The sequence below is a fragment of the Alcanivorax quisquiliarum genome (genome assembly GCF_023051175.1).
GTDB lineage: Bacteria > Pseudomonadota > Gammaproteobacteria > Pseudomonadales > Alcanivoracaceae > Isoalcanivorax > Isoalcanivorax quisquiliarum.
Genome location: NZ_JALKII010000003.1, coordinates 286527 through 305267, shown reverse-complemented (window position 1 = coordinate 305267; position 18741 = coordinate 286527). Strand labels below are relative to the sequence as shown.

Here is an 18741-nt window from a genome sequence, read left to right as displayed (position 1 = left end):
CATGGCGCGGCACGGTAGTGTGCCGGCCGCACAAACGACAAGGCTGCCGTGCGGGCAGCCTTCTTGTAACGTTCCAGCGCAAACCTAGTCGGCCGTCAGATTTTCCCTGGCTGCCAGCCCGGCGGAAAGCAGCTCCGCCTGATCGCGATCACGCACGCCGATCAGATACAGGATGCCATCCAGGCCAAGCGTGGAAATTGCCTGTTTGGCGGTTTCCTTCACCAGCGGTTTGGCGCGGAAGGCGATGCCCAGGCCGGCGATGCTGAGCATCGGCAGATCGTTGGCGCCGTCGCCCACAGCAATCACTTGCTCCAGGCTGATGCCTTCCTGCTCCGCGATGGCGCGCAGCAGTTCGGCCTTGCGCTGGCCATTGACGATCTGGCCGACCACGCGGCCGGTCACCTTGCCATTTTCGATCTCGAGTTCGTTGGCATACACATGGTTGATGCCGAGGCGCGCCTTCAGATATTCACCGAACCAGGTAAAGCCACCACTGAGAATGGCGGTGCTGTAACCCAGCGCCTTCAGTGTGCCGATCAGCCGCTCGGCGCCCTCGGTGAGGCGGATGCGCTGCTGCACACGATGCAGCGCATCGGCATCCAGCCCTTTCAATAGCGCGACTCGCGCTCGGAAGCTGTCGTTGAAATCCAGCTCGCCCTGCATGGCGCGCTCGGTGATGGCGGCTACCTGTTCGCCGACGCCGGCTTCGGCAGCCAGCTCGTCGATCACCTCGGATTCGATCAGAGTGGAATCCATATCGAACACGACCAGACGACGGTTGCGTCGGAAAGCGCTGTCTTTCTGGAAGGCGATATCCACATTGCGCTCGTTGGCAATGTGCAAAAAGGCGGCGCGCATGGCCTCGGCATCCTTCGGCTCGCCGCGCACGGAAATCTCGATGCAGGCGCGTTGATCAGTGGCGGCCGGTGCATCACCTTCCGGCTCCAGCTGCACGCGCCCGGACAAACGGTTGATGCTGTCGATATTGAGTGCGTTGTCTGCCACCACGGCGGTTACATCGCTCAGTTGCTCGGCGGTAATCTTGCGCGCCAGCAGGGTGATGATGTAGCGATCCTTGCCCTGGCCGGCGACCCACTCGCTGTAGCGTTCCAGATCAATGGGCTGAAAGCGCACCGAGATTTTCAGCTTGTGCGCCTCGAACAGCAGATCCTTGATCATCGGCGCGGCTTCAGCGCCGGGCGGCACTTCCACCAGAATGCCCAGCGACAAGGTGTCATGGATGACGGCCTGGCCCATGTCGAGAATATTCAGATGGAACTGCGCCAGAATTCGGGTAAAGGCAGCCGTGAGGCCGGGGCGGTCTCCACCGGAAACCTGGATCAGGATAATGTCGCGCACTCAGTGTTCCTCTTTACAACCGGGGCAGGCAAAGGCGCGCATAGATTAGCAGCAAAGTACCGCGACGGCATGCGCCGCTGCGGGGTGCTTTGTCGGGCGGGTGCGATATACTCCGCCGCACCTGCCTCTGCCATCAGGAATCGAGCATGCCCCAGGCGGACACGGCGCGCTGGCGCCAGTGGATTATCAAAGAACGTACGCTGTTGCATGAGCTGGCTGTGTTGCTGCTCGCGAGCCTGTTGATAGGTCTCTATTTTCTAGCGCAGCTGGACAGCCGGCTGGCGGATGCGCGTCGTGAATATCTTGCAGCACTGGCGAGCCAGGTCGCAGAGTATGCGGTGGAATACACCGCGACGAATAACCTGGTGAGCCTGAACGTGATTGCCCGCAGCACCGGAGAGCTGGCGCCGGTGGCCAGAGTAGCGCTGGAAGATGCGGGCGGCCGTGTATTGGCCAGCAGCGGTGCGCCAGTGGAGGCTGCACCAGTGACGCAGGCGATGCATCTGCCCGGCGGTGGCATGGTGGGTACGGTGAAACTTTGGCCGGCGCCGGATACCGAGCCGCAGAAAAAAGCCGAATCAGGCTTTGTGCTGCTGGTGCTGGGCCTGCTTGCACTGCGTGTGTTGTTACTGCTGCTGGCGCGGCGGCTGCGGGGGGAGCCATTGTGGCACCAGCCGCCGGCAGTTATGGAGCCGGCTGTCGAGGCCGCGCCCGAGACACCCGTCAGTGCCGTACTGCGGCTCGCGCTGGTGAACGAGGAGCACCTGCGCCGACGCTATACCGACAGCCTTTTTGCCTCCTTGCTGGCGCCCTATGAGCAGACGCTTGCGCAGGCCGCCGGGCTGTATGACGGCAAGGTCAGGGTAGCGCTGGATGGCGGTGCGCTGGTCGAGTTCCGCGGCGAGACGGCGGACGCTGCACTGAGCGCCGTGTGCGCGGGTATGTTATTCCTGAGAGCCAGCCGGCGTGTGGGCGAGCAACGCAAACAGGCAGGGCAGATGGCGCTGGAGTTCAAACTGCTGGTCACGGCCGGCGCCGATTCAGTGCGCAGTCTGGCGTGTTGCCAGGCGGGTGTGCCGGGCCGGCTGCACGTGCCGGAAAACGAGCTGGCTGCACTGGCTCTGGATACGCATTCACTTTACCGCCCGGAGCAGGCGGTGGCAGTCGCATGTGCAGAAGGCAATACATTGCGTTTGCAGCCGCTGGAGCAGTTGGCTCAGCGTTACCAGCTGCAGATTGCAGATCAGGCGGAGCGGCTGGTTGATGGCGTGCCGGAATCCGGCGCACCCAGAATGTAGCGCTGGATAGCGGCGTTCACGAGCTGGGGTAGCCCCGGCACCCCCTGTTGTCCGAACAGGCGATTGAACTCCAGCAGCATCGGCTGGCCGTTTACCATCGCCACGTCGAAACCGGCGTAATCGATATTCAGATACTGCGCCAGCGTCAGGACGAAATCGATAGCGTGTGGCGGGATCGGCAGCGTGCGATTGATGTTGCCACCGCGTGCCACGTTGTTATGAAAGCCATCGCCTTCCCGCCAGTAGGCGGCGACGATCTCGCGACCAACCACCACGATGCGCAGGTCCCGTTCGATGGGCAGCCTTTCCTGTACGTACAACACTTCGTTTTCTGCGGCGTATTGTTCAAACTGCCCAGCGCTTTCGATCAGAAATACACCCAGCCCCTGGCTGGCGCGGATCTGTTTTGCCACGAACGGCAGCGGCCAGCGGTGCAGAATGTCACGCACGTTGTCCGGGCTGTTGGCGAGGATCTCGGTGTGTGGCACATGTGCCGGACAGGCGGCCTGAAAGGCGCGGGTCATTTCTACTTTGTCATACCCCAGGTGGTAGCTCACCGGGCTGGGGAAAATATTTTTCTTCAGGACATAAAGCAGCGTATTGAGCTGCCAATAACCGGGAAACAGCAGCCAGTCTGCGTCGCGTAGCGTATCCAGATGCTGGTGCATGAGTTCGGGCTTGATGTAGCGCACACCGGGCAAGCCAAGGGTGCGAAAGGGATCAAAGGTAACAAGCCGCATAAGGATCCGTAGTGGGGCAGGCGGCGAATTTTCCGGCAGCTGGGGGAGCGCCGTCAAGAAAATACGGCGCTCCTTTTCATATGTTCAAGCGATGCGACAGGCGGTGAAGCGAGAGTGGAAGGCGGCCTGCCAGGCATTGGCGAGCTGCATCAGCCCTTGGTCTTGCCGATTGGCTGGCCCATTTTTACCGGGCTTTCAGCACCCAGCCCGGCGGCCCATTCGCAGCGCCCTTCCGGGAACAGCATGACCACAGTGGAGCCAAGCATGAAGCGCCCCAGCTCGGCACCCTTTTCCAGTACCACGGGTTCCTTGCGCTGGTAATCGGTGTGTGTGATTTCGGTGGGCTGAGGTGTTACCTGCCCGGCGAATACTGTCTCGATACCGGCCACGATCATCGCACCGACCAACACCACCGCCACCGGCCCTTGCGCGGTATCAAAAATACAGACAGCGCGCTCGTTGCGCGCAAACAACCGTGGCACCTGACGCGTGGTTACCTGATTCACGGAAAACAATTTGCCGGGCACATAGATCATCTTGCGCAGTGTGCCGGTGACCGGCATGTGCACGCGATGATAATCACGCGGCGACAAGTAAACCGTGGCGAAATGACCATTGCTGAATTCGCTGGCCAATTGACTATCGCCACCGAGCAACTCGTAAACAGAAAAAAACTGCCCCTTTGCCTGCACCACATCGCTGCCGCGAATCTTGCCCAGCTGGCTGACAGTGCCATCTGCGGGGCAGGCGATATCATCCAGCTCGGGCGCAATCGGCCGGGCGCCGTCTTTCAGGGCGCGCGTGAAAAAGGCATTGAAGCTGGCGAACGCATCCGGGTCTTCGATCTGCGCTTCGCTGAGGTCGATATTGAAGCGCTTGCTGAACAGATTGATGAAGGTGGTCTTGATCCAGGGGATCTCGCTGCGTGCGAACCAGCCCACCAGGCGTGAGAGCAGGTGCTGCGGCAGCAGATACTGGAGGATCACAAACAGCCGGTCGAGAAATGTGATTTGCATTATTTCAGATCCTTTTCAACCGGTGTGTCCGGGTGGTTGCCCCACTCGGCCCAGGAACCGGCATAGCCGCGAATATTATCGAAACCGAGAATCTTGCCCACCAGCCAGCTGAAGCTTGAGCGGTGGTGTGTCTGGCAATGGGTGATCACTTCCTTGTCGGACGTGATGCCGCGCTCGGCCAGCTCGGCGCGCACGGCATCCAGATCACGCAGCCGCAAATTGCGCGATTTGTCCATGGCCTCTGTCCATTCGTAATGAACCGCGCCCGGAATATGGCCGCCTTTCAGGGCGAAAGCGCGCCTGCCATCAAATTCTTCCCGCGAGCGCGCATCCCAGATCACCACATTGTCGTCGGTGTGACGGCGCAACATTTCTTCGAACGGCACATCGGTACGCAGGTTTTTCCGGCCGAGCCGGTAGCTCACCGGGCGCGGTTGTGTGGGCGTGCTTTCGGTGGGCATGCCATCTGCCAGCCAAGCGTGGATGCCGCCATCCAGATAGCTGTAGCGGCTGTGGCCCACCGCATCCAGCAGCCACAGCAGGCGGCCGGCCCAGCCACCGCCTTCGTCATCGTAGGCCACCACATGGGTATCCGGCGTCAGGCCGATACTGCCCAGTAAGGTTTCCAGTGCAGCGTCATCAGGGAGCAGGCCCGGCGCCGGTGGGGTATTGCGTTGCAGCTGACGAAAATCGAGATGAATGGCGCCAGGCACGTGGGCTTGTTGATAGACCGAAGACTGGCCGAGATCAACAATTAGCAGGCCGCTGTCGCCCAGGGCGGGCAGCAGCCCCTGTGGAGAAATCAGCAGCGGCAGGTCGCGAGCCATTCGAGATTCCTTGCAGCGTCCGCAGAGGTGGGACGGAAGCAGCGAGTTTACCGGAGCCGAGGTGGAAAAGCAGGCGCCATGCAATGGGCGTCGTGCAACGAGCGCTGTGCAGCAGGCGCCTCCCAACGGCCACCCTGTCACGGCCACCATGCAACAGGCACTCCACACCAGGCAAGGTACTACCGTAATTCGCAGCGCTGCCAGGCGGTGGCACCCGGCGTGGCGCTGAGTGCGGGGAAAAGTTATCCAGCCGCTCGCCGTCTATGGCGCCGCTCTCCGCCGCTTGCTGGAGTGCGCAGCCGGGCTCGTGATGGCGAGAACAGTTGCAGAACCGGCAATGGCGCCAGTTCCCGGTAGCTGTGCAACAGGCGCTCGCAACTGGCGAGGCGCTACGTTATTCGTAGCGCTGCCGTGCGGTGGCATCCAGCGTGGCCTGAATGCGGAAAAAGTTATCCAGCCGCTCGCCGCTGATGGCGCCGCTCTGCGCCGCTTGCTGGAGTGCGCAGCCGGGCTCGTGGTGGTGGGAACAATTGCGGAACCGACAGTAGCCTGGCAGCGATGCCAGCTCCCGGTAGCCACGTAACAGCTCGTGTTCATCAATGTGCCACAGGCCGAATTCGCGGATGCCGGGGGAGTCGATCAGTTTGCCACCGCCAGGCAGGTGGAACAGCTGCGCGGTGGTGGTGGTGTGCTGCCCCAGGCCGGACGTCTGCGACAGCACATTGGTGGCCAGGGCCGCGTCGGGCAGCAGCATGTTGACCAGCGATGATTTGCCGACGCCGGATTGCCCCACAAACACGCTGGTGCGCCCGGCCAGGGCGCAGCGCAGCGGATCAAGGCCATGCGCGGTGGTAGCGGATGCTTCGATGACGGGGTATTCCAGCTGGTGATAGATGGCGCACAGATCATTCAGCAGCGGCCGCAGCGTTTCGTCCAGCAGATCGGCCTTGTTCAGCACCAGCACCGGGGCGATGCCGGACAACTCGGCGGCCACCAGATAGCGATCCAGCAGCTGGCTGGAAGGCACCGGTGCGGGCGCGAACACGATCAGCATCTGATCCACATTGGCGGCCACCGGCTTGAGCTTGCCGTAATTGTCCGGCCGCCGCAGCACGGTACGCCGGGGTTGTTGTGCGATGACAACGCCATCGCCGGCACTTTGCGCCGGCTGCCAGAGCACCTCGTCGCCCACCACCAGCTGGGCGAGATTGGCGCGGAAATGGCAGCGTTGCCGCTCGCCACTGTCGGCGCTTTCCACCTCGACTCGGGCGCCATAGTGCGCCGTGACCAGCCCGGCGCGGGCCGCGCCCAGCTCATCGGCGACATCGTCTTCCAGGCGCTCCTGGCGGCGGCGTGCTCGCTCCAGGCGCTCGTTCTGGATCTTCTCGATACGCCAGCGCTGGCGGCGATTGAGATTGCGTTTGCTCATCGGCTATCCGGGCTAGGGTGCTGGGCTGGTACTATAGCGGCCAGAAGGGCGGCCCGACAGCGCCGAGGAGCAGGTTCAGGGAGTATTACAGTGACCACAGCAGTGTTAGGCAAAACCGTAGTGATTACCGGAGCCAATAGCGGCATCGGCTGGGTAACGGCGAGGGCGTTGGCGGCGCAGGGTGCGTATGTGGTGCTGGCCTGCCGTCGCAGTGAGGCGGCGGCTGAGGCGCGTGAACAGATACTGCGGCAGCATCCGCGTGCCAAGGTGGAAATGGTCACGCTGGATCTGGCTTCGCTGGCCAGTGTGCGGGCAGGGGCGCTGGAAATTAGCGAGCGCTTTCCGGTGGTGGATATCCTGATCAACAATGCCGGGCTTGCCAGTATGCGGCGGGAAATCAGCGCCGACGGTTTCGAGCTGACGTTCGCAACCAACCATCTGGGGCCGTTTCTGTTCACCCGGCTGTTACTGCCCGCCATGGCTCGGCCCGGTGGGCGCATTATCAATGTGGCCTCCGATGCTCATCGGTATATCGGCCGAATGCACTGGGATGATCTGCAACTGGACCGGCGCTATGGTGTGATGCGGGCCTATGCCCAATCGAAGCTGGCGAATATCTTGTTTACCCGCGAGCTGGCGGCGCGGCTTGAGGGCGCCGGCATTGCTGTCAATGCGCTGCACCCCGGCGCGGTGGCGACGGGGATCTGGCCGCAGAATCACTGGTATGAACGGGCGTTTTCCAACCTGCTGAAACTGTTTCTGGTAAGCGCGGAAAAAGGCGCTCGCACCACTATCTGGCTGGCCACAGGGGCTGAAGGCGGTGCCAGCAACGGGGGTTACTTCATCAACCGCAAGCCGCGCAAGCCGGCTGCGCAAGCGCGCAGCAGCGCCGATCAGGCCCGCCTGTGGGCTGTTTCCGAGCAGCTTGTGGGGCTACCTGCTTTCTCCGACAAGGAACTGACTGCATGACCGACCGCAAACAGAATCTGATCTGGCTCGATCTGGAAATGACCGGGCTGAACCCGGATCAGGATCGCATCATCGAGATCGCCACTATCATCACGGACAGCCAGCTCAACGTGCTGGCGGAAGGGCCGGTGATGGCGGTGTATCAGCCGCCGGAAGCCATGGCTGCGATGGATGAATGGAACACCACCACGCACGGCAACTCGGGCCTGATCGATCGTGTCCGCGACAGCGAATACGACGAGCGAGCCGCCGAGGCGGTGACGCTGGAATTCTTGCAGGAATGGGTGGAGCGTGGTGTGTCACCGATGTGTGGCAACAGCATCTGCCAGGATCGCCGCTTTTTATGGCGCTACATGCCGCAGCTGGAGGCTTATTTTCACTACCGCAATCTGGATGTCTCCACCATCAAGGAGCTGACCCGCTGCTGGGCCCCCGAGCTGCTGGCCGGCGTGAAAAAAGACAGCAAGCACCAGGCACTGGATGATATTCGCGACTCCATCGAAGAGCTGCGCTATTACCGGGAAAAGGTGTTTTCGATCTGATCCGTGCGGGCGCCGGCAGGGCTAACTGCGCTGCCGGCTTTTCTCTACATGCTCGGCCAGCCGTGCCTTGATCAGGGGCCGGTAGGGCATGTCCCGCTTGTTGGCCTCCACCTTGATGCGATCCAGCAGCGCTTCGGGCAGGCGCAGGGAGACAGGGAAGCAGGGAGATGGTGCGCGTCGAGGGCTTCAGATTTGGCAAAATGGCGGGTGTGGCCTGGCGCCAGTCAACGTATTCACTGGAATCATGGACTTCCCAGAACGCGCGTTCTTCAGCTTCGCTGTTGAAATCAGGCGTTTTTTCGGCTTTGCTCATAAAAAAAGCCCTCTCTTTGCGGTGCATGGCTTTTAGGGCTGATGGCTCTTTGTGACTGATGGCTCTTTTTGTAGCTGAAGGCTCTTTTGGTGGCTGATGGCTCTGGCGGAAATGACCCTGATCAGGTCGCCGCTGCCGCGCAGGATGAAGGTGACGTGCCGCAACCTGGTGTCACGGGTGCCGCTGAGTGCATGGAGCGTGGGCCATCATATACATGTGTGGCAAGGTGCTCATTCCGGCTGGCCTGGCTGCGTCGCCATGCTCTGAGTGCCGAGAATGATCATGCGCACCATGGTTTCCACCTGTGTCACCAGTGCCGGGTGCTGGTCTTCCGGCAGGTCCATGGCCATCGCGCCCATGGCGAACACCAGGCGCGTAATCGCCCGCGCCACCAGCTGTGGCTCGTGAATGCCGGTGCCCTTGAGTTCGGCCAGCCGGATCAGATCCTGGCAGAGCTCCTCTTCGAAGTAGCCCAGCTGTTCCTCCACCGCGCTCTTGAACGCATCCGAGCCAACGGTGCCTTCGCGCAGCAACAGATGCAGATATTTCTGATCGGCCCGTAGCTGCTCCATGAAAGATTCCACGGACGAGCGCACCACGCTGCGCTCGGCGGTGGCACGCGTGCGCGCTTCACCGATGATCTGCCGCAAGGCGCTGCCAGCCTGATTGATCAGCGCCACTGCCAGCTCATCCACATCGCGGAAATGGCGATAGAAGCTGTTGGGCGCAATGCCGGCCTGCCGCGCCACTTCGCGCAGGCTCAGCGTGGACACGCTGCGATGCGGGCCGACCAGCTTCAGCGCAGCGGCCATCAGATCATCCCGGGAGATGACGGCACGCCGGCCCTGATGGGGGCGTGGCGCGGGGGCGGTCTCGTGAGCGGTCTCGTGAGCGGTCATGCAATTCTGCCTTGCGGGTGAGGGCCAGCCTGCTTGCAGGCGGCAGGGCCAGTGCGCACCGATAATACCCCAGATTGGCTCGCAGAGCGTCTGGACAGGTATATATACGACTGTATATTATTGCGCCTTCTGTCGCCGGGAACATACCCATGTCTGTTATCCGCCCCATCGCCCGCCTGATCTCGCCGCTGGTCAACCCGGTGGTGTTCGATTTCTGGGCGGCGCACTTTACACCTGCACTCAGCTGGGAGCGGCCGCTGGCAAAAGTGGTGGCGCGTGAAGTGGTTGCGCGGGATACCGTGACGCTGATCCTGCGCCCGAACCGCCATGTGCGCCAGGGTTTGCCAGGCCAGCACGTGAACGTGACGGCCGCCGTGGAGGGGGTACGGCTGACGCGCTCCTACAGCCCGGACTGGTCAAGCCGGCGCCGCCTGGCGTTGACCATCAAACGCGTACCCGAAGGCCGCATGAGCAGCTGGCTCACGCAGCGCTGCCGGGTGGGAGATGTGCTGGAAATCGGCCCTGCGTTCGGTGACATGACCCCGCCTGACCCGGCACAGCCCTGGCTGTTTCTGGCGGCGGGCTCCGGCATCACGCCGCTGATCAGCCTGTTGCGGCATGCCGCCGAACAGCGGGCATCCACGGCGCCCATTACCTTGTTGTACTGGGCCCGCACACGCGCCGACCTGTGTTTTCTCAATGAGCTGGGCCGGTTGCATGAGCGGCTGCCGGGCTTTCGTTTGCACACCATCCTGACCCGCGAGGCGTCGCTGCTGCCGCACGAACGGGCGGGCCGCCCGGATGCGGCGCTGTTGGCCGAACTGGTGCCCGCGCTGGATGGCCAACTGGCCTATGCCTGCGGGCCGGCCGGTTTTGTCGGCGCGGTGCGGGAGGGGCTGGCCGGTAAAGTCGCCTCGTTTTCTGCAGAAGCCTTCACGCCGCCGGCGCTGTCGCCGGTCACGGAATCGCAACCAGTGCGGGTGACACTGGCGCGCAGTGGCCGTGAACTGACGATTCCGGCCGGCATGGCGTTGTTGCCGGCGTTGGAAGCAGCCGGCGAGCGCCCCGCGTACGGTTGCCGGATGGGCATTTGCAATACCTGCGCTTGCGGCAAGCTGGCGGGCAGCACCGAAGATTTGCTTGGCGGCGGCATCAACCCCGAGCCGGTGGCGGCACTACGGCTGTGCGTCAGTCGCGCACGCGGCGATATCTCGCTGGATCTCTGAACGGATGGAAAGCATGAGCAAGTCAGTTGCGCGGCAGGCTTTGAGTGCCGCAGAAATAGAACAATTCGGCGCCGAAATAGATGCGCTGCGTGAGCGCACACTGGCGGATATCGGCGAAGCAGATGCTCGCTACATTCGCCGGATTCATGCCACCGTGCGTTATACCGAGCTGGCCGGGCGCGGGCTGCTGTTCTTCGGTATTTTCCCGCCTGCCTGGGTGCTCGGCACGTTGCTGCTGGCGTTGTCGAAGATCCTGGAGAACATGGAGCTGGGGCACAACGTCATGCATGGCCAATATGACTGGATGAACGATCCGCGCTTTGACGGCAAGACTTACGAGTGGGATATCGTCGGCACCAGCGATAGCTGGCGCAAGACGCACAATTTCAAGCATCACACCTATACCAATGTCAAAGGCATGGACGACGATATCGGCTATGGCCTGTTGCGGCTGTTCCCGGAACAACGGTGGCGGCCCTTCTTCCTCGGCCAGCCGTTGTATGCAGTGGTTTTTGCTTTGCTGTTCCAATGGGGTGTGGCGATTCAGGATTTGCGTCTGGGCGCCTATTTTGCAGGGCGAATCAGTCGCGACGAGCTGGGCGAGCAGTTCCGCCCCATCGGCCGCAAAATGCGCCGGCAGCTGCTGAAGGATTATGTGTTCTTTCCGCTTGTCGCGGGGCCGTTTTTCCTGCCGGTGTTGCTCGGTAATCTGGTCGCCAACGGCTTGCGCAATCTGTGGACGTTCATGATCATCTTTTGTGGGCACTTCACCGCCAAGGTGGCGGTGTTTCCCAAGAGCGTGCTCAAGGACGAAAGCCGAGGCCAGTGGTATCTGCGCCAGCTGCTCGGCTCCTCCAATCTGCGTGGTGGCCGGGTGTTTCATATCCTGTCCGGCAACCTGAGCCATCAGATCGAGCATCATCTGTTCCCGGACATTCCTGCGCGCCGCTACGCTGCGCTGTCGAAAGAAATTCAGGCGATTTGTCAGCGTTATGGGCTGCATTACAACACCGGCTCGCTGTGGGTGCAGTTCGGGCAGGTGGTCTGGCGCATCCTGCGTTATGCCTTGCCGAGCAAGCCGGCGTCGCTGGAGGGGCGCAGCCTGGTCAGTGACTGAGCAACGCAGCGGGCAGCCGCCAGGCTGGCCTTGCCGGGCGGTGCCTTTAGGGCCCTGCGAGTAGTACACTGCGGTGTCTACATACTATGACAGGTATTGCCCCATGTCTGACTTTGAAGAAATCGGTTGGTCGCTGGATGTGCCCGATGGCTGGGATGCGGAAGATCTCGACGACGTGGCGATTTTCTCGCACCCGGAAGGTGTTGGTGTGCTGCAAGTGGGTGGCCTGGAAAAAGACGAGGCGGTCACTCAGGAAGATCTTGAGCAGCTGGCGGCCGAGCAGCTGGAAGCCGGCTTGCGCCCGGAGAAAGTGATTGCCGGTGATTTTCGTGGCATCAGTTTTGTGCAGCGGGGTGATGGCGAATTCTGGCAGTTCTGGTATCTGGCTGCCGATCACCTGGCGCTGGAGATCAGCTACAACTGCGCTGATGACGATCGCAACGAGGAAATCGAAACGGTGCGAGAGATGATCGGCTCGCTGGCGTTCGAGCGAGACTAGCCAGCGCCAACCCGTGCAGGCCGTGGCCCGCCGAATGCTCTGGCGAGCCATGACCGAGCGCCTTTTATTTTCATCTGTTTCTGTCCCTTCTAGCTTGCTTTGTCGGGGGCGCGCCTGTCAGGCGCGCTGCTGCAATGCCAGCTGTTCCAGCGCCCAGTGCACGTGCCGCACTACCATGTCCGAGGGAAACGTCAGCCGCTGCCGCAGCGCTTCCAGCGCCGCCGGGCTGGCGGGGCCGTTGCCCAGCGCCACCGCAATATTACGCAACCAGTTGTGGTAGCCGGTGCGGCGAATCGCCGAGCCGGCGGTGTATTGCAAGAACTCGTCTTCCGACCAGCCGAACAGCGTCACCAGATCGCTGTTGTCGAGTTGGTGCCGCGGGTGAAAGTCCGTCTCGCCAGTGTGCCGGGCGTAGCGGTTCCAGGGGCAGACCAGTTGGCAATCGTCGCAGCCGAAAATGCGATTGCCGATGCCCTCGCGCAGTGGCTCAGGAATGTCGCCCTGGTGCTCGATGGTGAGATAAGAAATGCAGCGCCGGGCATCCAGCTGATACGGCGCCACGATCGCCGCGGTAGGGCAGATATCAATGCAGGCAGTGCAGGAACCGCAGTGCGCCGTGACCGGCGTATCCACCGGCAGCGGCAGATCGGTGTAAATTTCGCCGAGGAAGAACCAGCTGCCGGCCTGGCGGTTGAGGATCAGCGTGTGCTTGCCCTGCCAGCCGAGGCCGGCCTTGGCCGCGAGTGGTTTTTCCAGCACCGGCGCGCTGTCCACAAACGCACGCGCCAGCCCGCTTTCGCTGGCCGCCTGGCGGATCAGCTCGGCGAGCCGGGCCAGCCGCTTGCGCATCAGCTTGTGGTAATCGCGCCCCAGCGCATAGCGGGAGATATAGGCTTTCTCCGGCTGCTTGAGACGTTGGACGGGTTCGGTATCCGGCGGTAGATAGTCCATGCGCACGGAAATCACGCGCAAGGTGCCCGGCTCAAGCTCGGCCGGGCGGCTGCGTTTGTTGCCGTGCGCGCGCATCCATTCCATGCCGCCGTGATAGCCGGCCTCCAGCCAGGCGTGCAGCTGCGCCTCGGCATGGGTCAGATCGGTATCGGCAATGCCTACCTGCTGAAAGCCAAGCTCCTGGCCCCATTGTCTGATTTGTGCGGCAAGCTCTCGAAAAGGCATGATCGGGCGTGTGTCTGTCGGGTGGCGTATAATCGTGCCATTCTCCGGGTCAGTAGACGAAGCACAAGCACATGCCTGTATTGGAACTCCCGCAACAGCTTTACACCGCCGCCGGCAGCCGCGCCATTGATGCGCTGGCGCTGGCGGACGAGTTGTTGCCGCAGGGAACGCTGATGGAGCGTGCCGGCGCCTCGGCGTTTGCCGTATTGCGGCAGGAATTTCCTCGCGCACGGCGGCTGCTGGTGTGTTGCGGCGCCGGCAACAACGGCGGTGACGGCTATGTGGTGGCGCGGCTGGCGGCAGAAGCCGGGCTGTCGCCGGTGCTGCTGCCGCTGGCCCCGGAAACAACACTCAACGGCGAGGCCGCGCTGATGGCAGCGCAGACCGAGCGCTTGCCACGGGTGCGCGTCAGCGAGCTGAGCGCGGCCCTGGATAACGCCGATCTGGTGGTGGATGCCCTGCTGGGCACCGGCCTGGCGCAACGGGTACGGCCGGAGACGGCAGCGGTGATCAAGGCCATCAATGCCGCCGGCCGCCCGGTGCTGGCGCTGGATATTCCCTCCGGCCTGAGCGCCGATACCGGCGCAGCGCAGGGTGTGGCGATCCGCGCCGATGCGACGGTGACGTTCTTGTGCGCCAAACAGGGGCTGTTGACCGGCAGCGGGCCCGAACATAGCGGCCGGCTGTGGTTCGACGACCTGGGTGTTGATCCTGAAGTGTATGCAGAGGTGGCCCCGGCCAGCTGGCGCCCGTCACCGGCGGCGCTGGCCCGTTGGTTGCCACGCCGGCAACGCACCGGGCACAAGGGCCGCTATGGCCATGTGCTGGTCATCGGCGGCGATCATGGTTATGGCGGCGCGGTGGTCATGGCCGCGCAGGCGGCGGCGCGCACCGGTGCCGGGCTGGTCTCGGTCGCGACCCGTGTGGAGCACATCGCACCGCTGCTGGCGCGCCAGCCCGAGGTGATGGCGCACGCGGTAGAGAGCAGTGACGAACTCGCGCCGCTGCTGCAACGCGCCACGGTGGTTGTGGCCGGGCCTGGTCTCGGCCAGGGCAAGTGGGGGCGCGTGCTGCTGCGGGCGTCGCTGGCCGCGCAACGGCCGTTGGTGGTCGATGCGGATGGTCTGAATCTGTTGTGTGACGCGGTGGATTACCGGCCCCGCGAGGACTGGATTCTCACCCCGCATCCCGGCGAGGCAGCTCGTCTGCTGGGCATTGCCACCGAGGCTGTGCAGGCGGATCGTTTTGCTGCGGTGGCGCGTTTGCAGGCCGAGATGGGCGGAACAGTGTTGCTCAAGGGCGCCGGAACCGTGATCGACAGCGGCCGCATGGCCATGCCCACGGTGATCAGCTACGGCAATCCCGGCATGGGCAGCGGTGGCATGGGCGATGTGCTCAGTGGTGTCATCGGCGGCCTTGTGGCGCAGGGCTTGGCGCCAGCCGAGGCGGCACAGGCTGCAGCGCTGGCCCATGCGCTGGCCGGTGATCGCGTGGCGGCTCTGCTCGGCGAGCGCGGGATGCTGGCGACGGATTTGCTGCAACAGCTGCCGGGAGTGCTCAACCCATGAGCGAAACACATTATCTGCCAGATGAGCAGGCCACCGAAGCGCTGGGCGCGTCGTTGGCGGCAATGTTTCCTCGTGGCGGCGTGGTATTTCTGGAAGGTGATCTGGGTGCAGGCAAGACCACACTGGTGCGCGGCTGGTTGCGTGCCTTGGGGCATGAGGGCCCGGTGAAGAGCCCCACTTATACTCTGGTGGAACCCTATGAGCTGCCGGCGATCAATGTATATCATTTTGATCTTTATCGGCTGGGCGATCCCGAAGAGCTGGAATTGATGGGGATTCGTGATTACTTTGCCAGTGACACCCTGTGTCTGGTGGAATGGCCACAGCGTGGCACGGGGGTGCTGCCGCAGCCGGATATACATATTACGTTGCGCGTAGCGCTGCCCGGCCGTGAGGCTGTGCTGACAGGCGCGAGGCCCGCAGCAAGCCAGCCCGGAAGCACTTGAGCGGTTGAGCCGCACAGGTAGAGAGGCATTGAGACAGGAAGCGTGTGTGAGGCGAACGGCAAACCAGCGACAGCCTGAATCGACAGCTCTGCTACGGCGCGTGCTCGCCATGCTGCTCGCCTGGCCGATGCTGCTGGCGGCATCGACAGCGCAGGCAACCCAGGTGGTGGATTCGGTGCGCCTGCACCGGGCGCCGGATCATACCCGTATTGTGTTTGATCTGACCGAGCCGGTGGAGCACAAGGTGGATCGCCTCGGCAACCCCGAGCGACTGGTGATTGATCTCAGCGGCGTCGAGCTGAAATACGAAATGAACCGGCTTGATCTGACCGGCGCACCGATCACCGGCATTCGCGTCGGGCGCCATGCCAACGACATGACGCGGGTGGTGCTGGATCTGGATGCCCCGGTGCGCCCGCGCACCAATTTGCTGAAGCCGATCGAGCCGCACGGCTGGCGGCTGGTGGTGGATCTGTTCGACAGTGACCCGCAGCCCGTGCGCAGCATGGAAAAAGTGGTCGAGGAACAAGGCGGGCCGCGCAGCATGATCGTGGCCATCGATGCCGGCCACGGCGGCGAAGATCCGGGCGCCATCGGCCCCAGCGGCGTGTACGAAAAAACCATTGTGCTGCAGATTGCACGCCGGCTGGAGCGCCTGATGAAAGACGCGCCGGGCATCGAGCCGGTGATGATCCGCGACGGTGATTACTATGTGCCGCTGGCCGAGCGGCGCCGGCTGGCGGCAGAAAAGCACGGCGCGGATGTGTTCATCTCGCTGCACGCCGATGCATTTACCGATTCCCGTGCCCATGGCGCCTCGGTGTTTGCGCTGTCGAACCATGGCGCAACCAGTGCGCGTGCCGGTTATCTGGCGCGCATGGCCAACGACTCCGACCGCGTTGCTGGCGTCTATGAAGAAGAAAAGGACAACAGCGGCCTGCTCGGCGTGATTGCCGACATGACCATGAGCGGCTCCATGGCGCACAGCCTGTTCATGGGGCGCGAGATGCTGGAAGAGATGGGCGCCGTGACCAAGCTGCACGGTGATCGGCGTACTGTCGAGCAAGCCAATTTTGCCGTGCTGCGCGAGCCGAGCATGGTGTCGGTGCTGGTCGAGACCGGCTTCATTTCCAATCGCGAGGAGGAGCGCAAGCTGCGCACCGCCGAGCATCAGGAAAAAATCGCCCGTGCCATTCTCAACGGCGTGCGCCGTTATTTCGAACACCACCCGGCGCCGGGCAGCTGGTTTGCCGAACAGCGCCGGCGCAACAACGGCGCCAGCGTGGCCAGCCACCGCATTCAACCGGGCGAGACGCTGTCGGCGATTGCGCGCCGGTACAGCACCACAGAAGCCGCTTTGCGGGAAGCCAACAGCCTGTCCGGCGATCTGATCCGTGTCGGGCAGGTGCTGACGATTCCGGGAACCTGATGTCACCTATTCAACTGTTAGACCCTCGCCTGGCCAACCAGATTGCTGCCGGGGAAGTTGTCGAGCGCCCGGCCTCCGTGGTCAAGGAGCTGCTGGAGAATGCGCTGGATGCCGGTGCGACCCAGATTTCAGTGGAAGTCGAACAGGGCGGGGTGCGGCTGATCCGCGTGCGTGACAACGGCGCCGGCATCTCCCAGGCGGATTTGCCGCTGGCATTGTCGCGCCACGCCACCTCGAAAATTACCGCCGTGGAAGATCTGGAAGCCATCGGCAGCCTCGGTTTCCGGGGCGAGGCGCTGGCCGCTATCAGCTCGGTGTCGCGCCTGACGCTGACCAGCAACGACGGCGCCGAGGCCAGCGGCTGGCAGGTGATGGCCGAAGGGCGCGACATGGCGCCCGTGGTCAGCCCGGCTGCACATCCGCAGGGCACCACCGTGGAAATGCGTGATCTGTTTTTCAACACGCCGGCGCGCCGTCGCTTTCTGCGCACCGAGAAAACCGAGTTCAACCATCTGGAAGAGGTGTTCCGGCGCATCGCGTTATCGGAGTTTGATACCGCCTTCCGGCTGATGCACAACCAGAAAGTGGTGCATCAACTGCCGATCGCGCAGGAGCACGCTGCCCGCAGCCAGCGGGTGGGGCGCCTGTGCGGTGTGGCATTCATGGAACAATCGGTGCCGGTGGATATCGAGCACGCCGGGCTGCGGCTGCATGGCTGGGTGGGGTTGCCGACCTTTTCCCGCGCCCAGGCAGATTTGCAGCACTTTTACGTCAATGGCCGGGTGATCCGCGACAAGGTGGTGAATCATGCTGTACGGCAGGCCTACCGGGATGTGATGTATCACGGCCGCCATGCCGCCTATGTGCTGTTCCTGGAGCTTGATCCGGCGCTGGTGGATGTCAACGTGCACCCGACCAAGCATGAAGTCCGTTTTCGCGAACAGCGCATGGTGCACGATTTCCTGTTTCGCTCGTTGCACCGGGCCGTGGCCGAATTGCGCCCCGGTGAAGCGCCGGCGCCAGCGGTGCGCGCCGTGGAGCAGCCCGGCACTGAGACAGGGTTGACCGAACAGGCGCGCATGACGCTGGTGCCGCCACGTTCGCCACAGGCCTGGCAGAGCGCCCCGGCTGGTCAGGGCGGTGACGGTATGCTGCAAGCGGAGCGCTATGGCGCCTTGCTCGGCGGCGCACCCCCGGCAGCATCGCCGATGATGCAGCGGCGAGTTCAAGAAGCGCCGCTTGCCGCCGGCCTGCCCGAGCCTGAGCCGGGCGAAGTGCCGCCGCTGGGGTTCGCCCTGGGGCAATTGCACGGTATTTATATTCTGGCGCAGAACGCGGAGGGCCTGGTGCTGGTGGATATGCACGCGGCCCACGAGCGCATCACTTACGAAGGGCTCAAGCAGGCGTGGCAGCAGGAGAAGGTGCGCCCGCAACCGCTACTGGTGCCGCTGTCGATTGCGGTGTCCTCCCGCGAGGCGGATTTTGCCGAAACCGAGCCGGGCGTGTTTCAGCGGCTTGGCTTTACAGTCGAGCGCGCCGGGCCGGAAACGCTGGTGGTGCGGGAAATCCCGGCGCTGCTGCGAGGCGCCGATGTGGAGGCGTTGGTGCGAGATGTGTTGTCCGATCTGGTGGCGCAAGGCAGTAGCGAGCGTATCGAGCGCCATATGGACGAGCTGTTTTCCAGCATGGCCTGCCATGGCAGCGTGCGTGCCAACCGCCGCCTGAGCGCAGACGAAATGAACCGCCTGCTGCGCGATATGGAAGCCACCGAACGAAGCGGCCAGTGCAACCACGGGCGGCCGACATGGATGCAGCTCTCGCTGAAAGAGCTGGATAAACTGTTTCTGCGCGGCCGCTGAACACGGCAGCACCGGCAGCGCTGGTGTAT

At 63.1% G+C, this 18741-nt stretch carries 18 protein-coding genes and 1 pseudogene; 10 read left to right on the top strand and 9 right to left on the bottom strand.

All coding sequences use genetic code 11. The annotated features are described in order from the left end of the window. Positions 1 to 84 precede the first annotated feature (84 nt). On the bottom strand, positions 85 to 1359 hold the full coding sequence (gene serB / locus MU846_RS07305; RefSeq protein ID WP_246951126.1) for a phosphoserine phosphatase SerB: 1275 nt from the start codon (positions 1357 to 1359) through the stop codon (positions 85 to 87). A 146-nt stretch (positions 1360 to 1505) separates the two neighbouring features. On the opposite strand from serB, the gene MU846_RS07300 reads away from it, so the two are divergent. Continuing rightward, positions 1506 to 2657 (top strand): hypothetical protein, encoded by a 1152-nt coding sequence (locus MU846_RS07300; RefSeq protein ID WP_246951124.1) that lies wholly within the window; start codon positions 1506 to 1508, stop codon positions 2655 to 2657. Here the strand turns inward: MU846_RS07300 and MU846_RS07295 are convergent. The 4 genes from MU846_RS07295 to rsgA form a co-directional block, all read right to left on the bottom strand. After that, on the bottom strand, positions 2603 to 3397 hold the full coding sequence (locus tag MU846_RS07295; RefSeq protein ID WP_246951122.1) for an ATP-grasp domain-containing protein: 795 nt from the start codon (positions 3395 to 3397) through the stop codon (positions 2603 to 2605). The genes MU846_RS07300 and MU846_RS07295 overlap by 55 nt on opposite strands. 149 nt (positions 3398 to 3546) lie before the next feature. After that, a complete protein-coding gene (gene asd, locus MU846_RS07290; protein WP_246951120.1) occupies positions 3547 to 4413 on the bottom strand; it encodes an archaetidylserine decarboxylase in 867 nt (288 codons plus the stop codon). Beyond that, on the bottom strand, positions 4413 to 5240 hold the full coding sequence (locus tag MU846_RS07285; protein ID WP_246951118.1) for a sulfurtransferase: 828 nt from the start codon (positions 5238 to 5240) through the stop codon (positions 4413 to 4415). The genes asd and MU846_RS07285 overlap by 1 nt, the downstream gene beginning before the upstream one ends. 394 nt (positions 5241 to 5634) lie before the next feature. Further along, positions 5635 to 6669, bottom strand: a complete 1035-nt coding sequence (gene rsgA, locus MU846_RS07280; protein ID WP_246951116.1) for a small ribosomal subunit biogenesis GTPase RsgA — start codon at positions 6667 to 6669, stop codon at positions 5635 to 5637. A 90-nt stretch (positions 6670 to 6759) separates the two neighbouring features. Between rsgA and MU846_RS07275 the strand changes: the two genes are divergently transcribed. Continuing rightward, a complete protein-coding gene (locus MU846_RS07275) occupies positions 6760 to 7638 on the top strand; it encodes an SDR family oxidoreductase (protein WP_246951109.1) in 879 nt (292 codons plus the stop codon). Beyond that, positions 7635 to 8180, top strand: a complete 546-nt coding sequence (gene orn / locus MU846_RS07270; protein ID WP_246951107.1) for an oligoribonuclease — start codon at positions 7635 to 7637, stop codon at positions 8178 to 8180. Before MU846_RS07275 ends, orn begins: the two co-directional genes overlap by 4 nt. 21 nt (positions 8181 to 8201) lie before the next feature. Here orn and MU846_RS14750 read toward each other — a convergent pair whose 3' ends face one another. The 3 genes and pseudogenes from MU846_RS14750 to fabR form a co-directional block, all read right to left on the bottom strand. After that, the gene (locus MU846_RS14750; RefSeq protein WP_371738714.1) at positions 8202 to 8291 is read right to left on the bottom strand and encodes a hypothetical protein; all 90 of its coding nucleotides are present in this window, start codon (positions 8289 to 8291) and stop codon (positions 8202 to 8204) included. Positions 8292 to 8412: 121 nt separating this feature from the next. Further along, positions 8413 to 8493 (bottom strand): annotated as a pseudogene (locus MU846_RS14745) (hypothetical protein); the annotation flags it as partial. 230 nt (positions 8494 to 8723) lie between these two features. Beyond that, the gene (fabR, locus tag MU846_RS07260) at positions 8724 to 9392 is read right to left on the bottom strand and encodes an HTH-type transcriptional repressor FabR (protein WP_246951105.1); all 669 of its coding nucleotides are present in this window, start codon (positions 9390 to 9392) and stop codon (positions 8724 to 8726) included. 149 nt (positions 9393 to 9541) lie between these two features. Between fabR and MU846_RS07255 the strand changes: the two genes are divergently transcribed. The 3 genes from MU846_RS07255 (at position 9542) to MU846_RS07245 (ending at position 12234) form a co-directional block, all read left to right on the top strand. After that, the gene (locus MU846_RS07255) at positions 9542 to 10618 is read left to right on the top strand and encodes a ferredoxin reductase (RefSeq protein WP_246951104.1); all 1077 of its coding nucleotides are present in this window, start codon (positions 9542 to 9544) and stop codon (positions 10616 to 10618) included. 13 nt (positions 10619 to 10631) lie between these two features. Beyond that, complete coding sequence (locus tag MU846_RS07250) at positions 10632 to 11735, top strand: fatty acid desaturase family protein (RefSeq protein WP_246951102.1); 1104 nt, start codon at positions 10632 to 10634, stop codon at positions 11733 to 11735. A 103-nt stretch (positions 11736 to 11838) separates the two neighbouring features. Beyond that, positions 11839 to 12234, top strand: a complete 396-nt coding sequence (locus tag MU846_RS07245; protein ID WP_246951100.1) for a hypothetical protein — start codon at positions 11839 to 11841, stop codon at positions 12232 to 12234. Positions 12235 to 12351: 117 nt separating this feature from the next. Here the strand turns inward: MU846_RS07245 and queG are convergent, their stop codons facing one another. Beyond that, positions 12352 to 13410 carry a tRNA epoxyqueuosine(34) reductase QueG gene (gene queG / locus MU846_RS07240; protein ID WP_246951095.1) on the bottom strand — a complete coding sequence of 353 codons (1059 nt, stop codon included), beginning with the start codon at positions 13408 to 13410 and terminating at the stop codon, positions 12352 to 12354. A 71-nt stretch (positions 13411 to 13481) separates the two neighbouring features. On the opposite strand from queG, the gene MU846_RS07235 reads away from it, so the two are divergent. The 4 genes from MU846_RS07235 to mutL are packed head-to-tail and all read left to right on the top strand — an operon-like array spanning position 13482 to position 18712. Beyond that, a complete protein-coding gene (locus MU846_RS07235) occupies positions 13482 to 14978 on the top strand; it encodes an NAD(P)H-hydrate dehydratase (RefSeq protein ID WP_246951093.1) in 1497 nt (498 codons plus the stop codon). Beyond that, entirely contained in the window at positions 14975 to 15424 is a 450-nt protein-coding gene (gene tsaE / locus MU846_RS07230; RefSeq protein WP_246951091.1) for a tRNA (adenosine(37)-N6)-threonylcarbamoyltransferase complex ATPase subunit type 1 TsaE, read from the top strand. The genes MU846_RS07235 and tsaE overlap by 4 nt, the downstream gene beginning before the upstream one ends. Before the next feature lie 46 nt (positions 15425 to 15470). Further along, positions 15471 to 16853, top strand: coding sequence for an N-acetylmuramoyl-L-alanine amidase (locus MU846_RS07225; RefSeq protein WP_246951083.1), 1383 nt, complete (start codon positions 15471 to 15473; stop codon positions 16851 to 16853). Beyond that, entirely contained in the window at positions 16853 to 18712 is a 1860-nt protein-coding gene (gene mutL / locus MU846_RS07220) for a DNA mismatch repair endonuclease MutL (protein WP_246951073.1), read from the top strand. Before MU846_RS07225 ends, mutL begins: the two co-directional genes overlap by 1 nt. The last annotated feature ends 29 nt before the right edge of the window (positions 18713 to 18741 follow it).

Bases quoted from the DNA above. Each gene is read 5' to 3' on its own strand.
- MU846_RS07300 (WP_246951124.1), top strand. From the start codon at position 1,506: ATGCCCCAGGCGGACACGGCGCGCTGGCGCCAGTGGATTATCAAAGAA.
- MU846_RS07295 (WP_246951122.1), bottom strand. From the start codon at position 3,397: ATGCGGCTTGTTACCTTTGATCCCTTTCGCACCCTTGGCTTGCCCGGT.
- asd (WP_246951120.1), bottom strand. From the start codon at position 4,413: ATGCAAATCACATTTCTCGACCGGCTGTTTGTGATCCTCCAGTATCTG.
- MU846_RS07285 (WP_246951118.1), bottom strand. From the start codon at position 5,240: ATGGCTCGCGACCTGCCGCTGCTGATTTCTCCACAGGGGCTGCTGCCC.
- rsgA (WP_246951116.1), bottom strand. From the start codon at position 6,669: ATGAGCAAACGCAATCTCAATCGCCGCCAGCGCTGGCGTATCGAGAAG.
- orn (WP_246951107.1), top strand. From the start codon at position 7,635: ATGACCGACCGCAAACAGAATCTGATCTGGCTCGATCTGGAAATGACC.
- fabR (WP_246951105.1), bottom strand. From the start codon at position 9,392: ATGACCGCTCACGAGACCGCTCACGAGACCGCCCCCGCGCCACGCCCC.
- MU846_RS07255 (WP_246951104.1), top strand. From the start codon at position 9,542: ATGTCTGTTATCCGCCCCATCGCCCGCCTGATCTCGCCGCTGGTCAAC.
- MU846_RS07250 (WP_246951102.1), top strand. From the start codon at position 10,632: ATGAGCAAGTCAGTTGCGCGGCAGGCTTTGAGTGCCGCAGAAATAGAA.
- MU846_RS07245 (WP_246951100.1), top strand. From the start codon at position 11,839: ATGTCTGACTTTGAAGAAATCGGTTGGTCGCTGGATGTGCCCGATGGC.
- queG (WP_246951095.1), bottom strand. From the start codon at position 13,410: ATGCCTTTTCGAGAGCTTGCCGCACAAATCAGACAATGGGGCCAGGAG.
- MU846_RS07235 (WP_246951093.1), top strand. From the start codon at position 13,482: ATGCCTGTATTGGAACTCCCGCAACAGCTTTACACCGCCGCCGGCAGC.
- tsaE (WP_246951091.1), top strand. From the start codon at position 14,975: ATGAGCGAAACACATTATCTGCCAGATGAGCAGGCCACCGAAGCGCTG.
- mutL (WP_246951073.1), top strand. From the start codon at position 16,853: ATGTCACCTATTCAACTGTTAGACCCTCGCCTGGCCAACCAGATTGCT.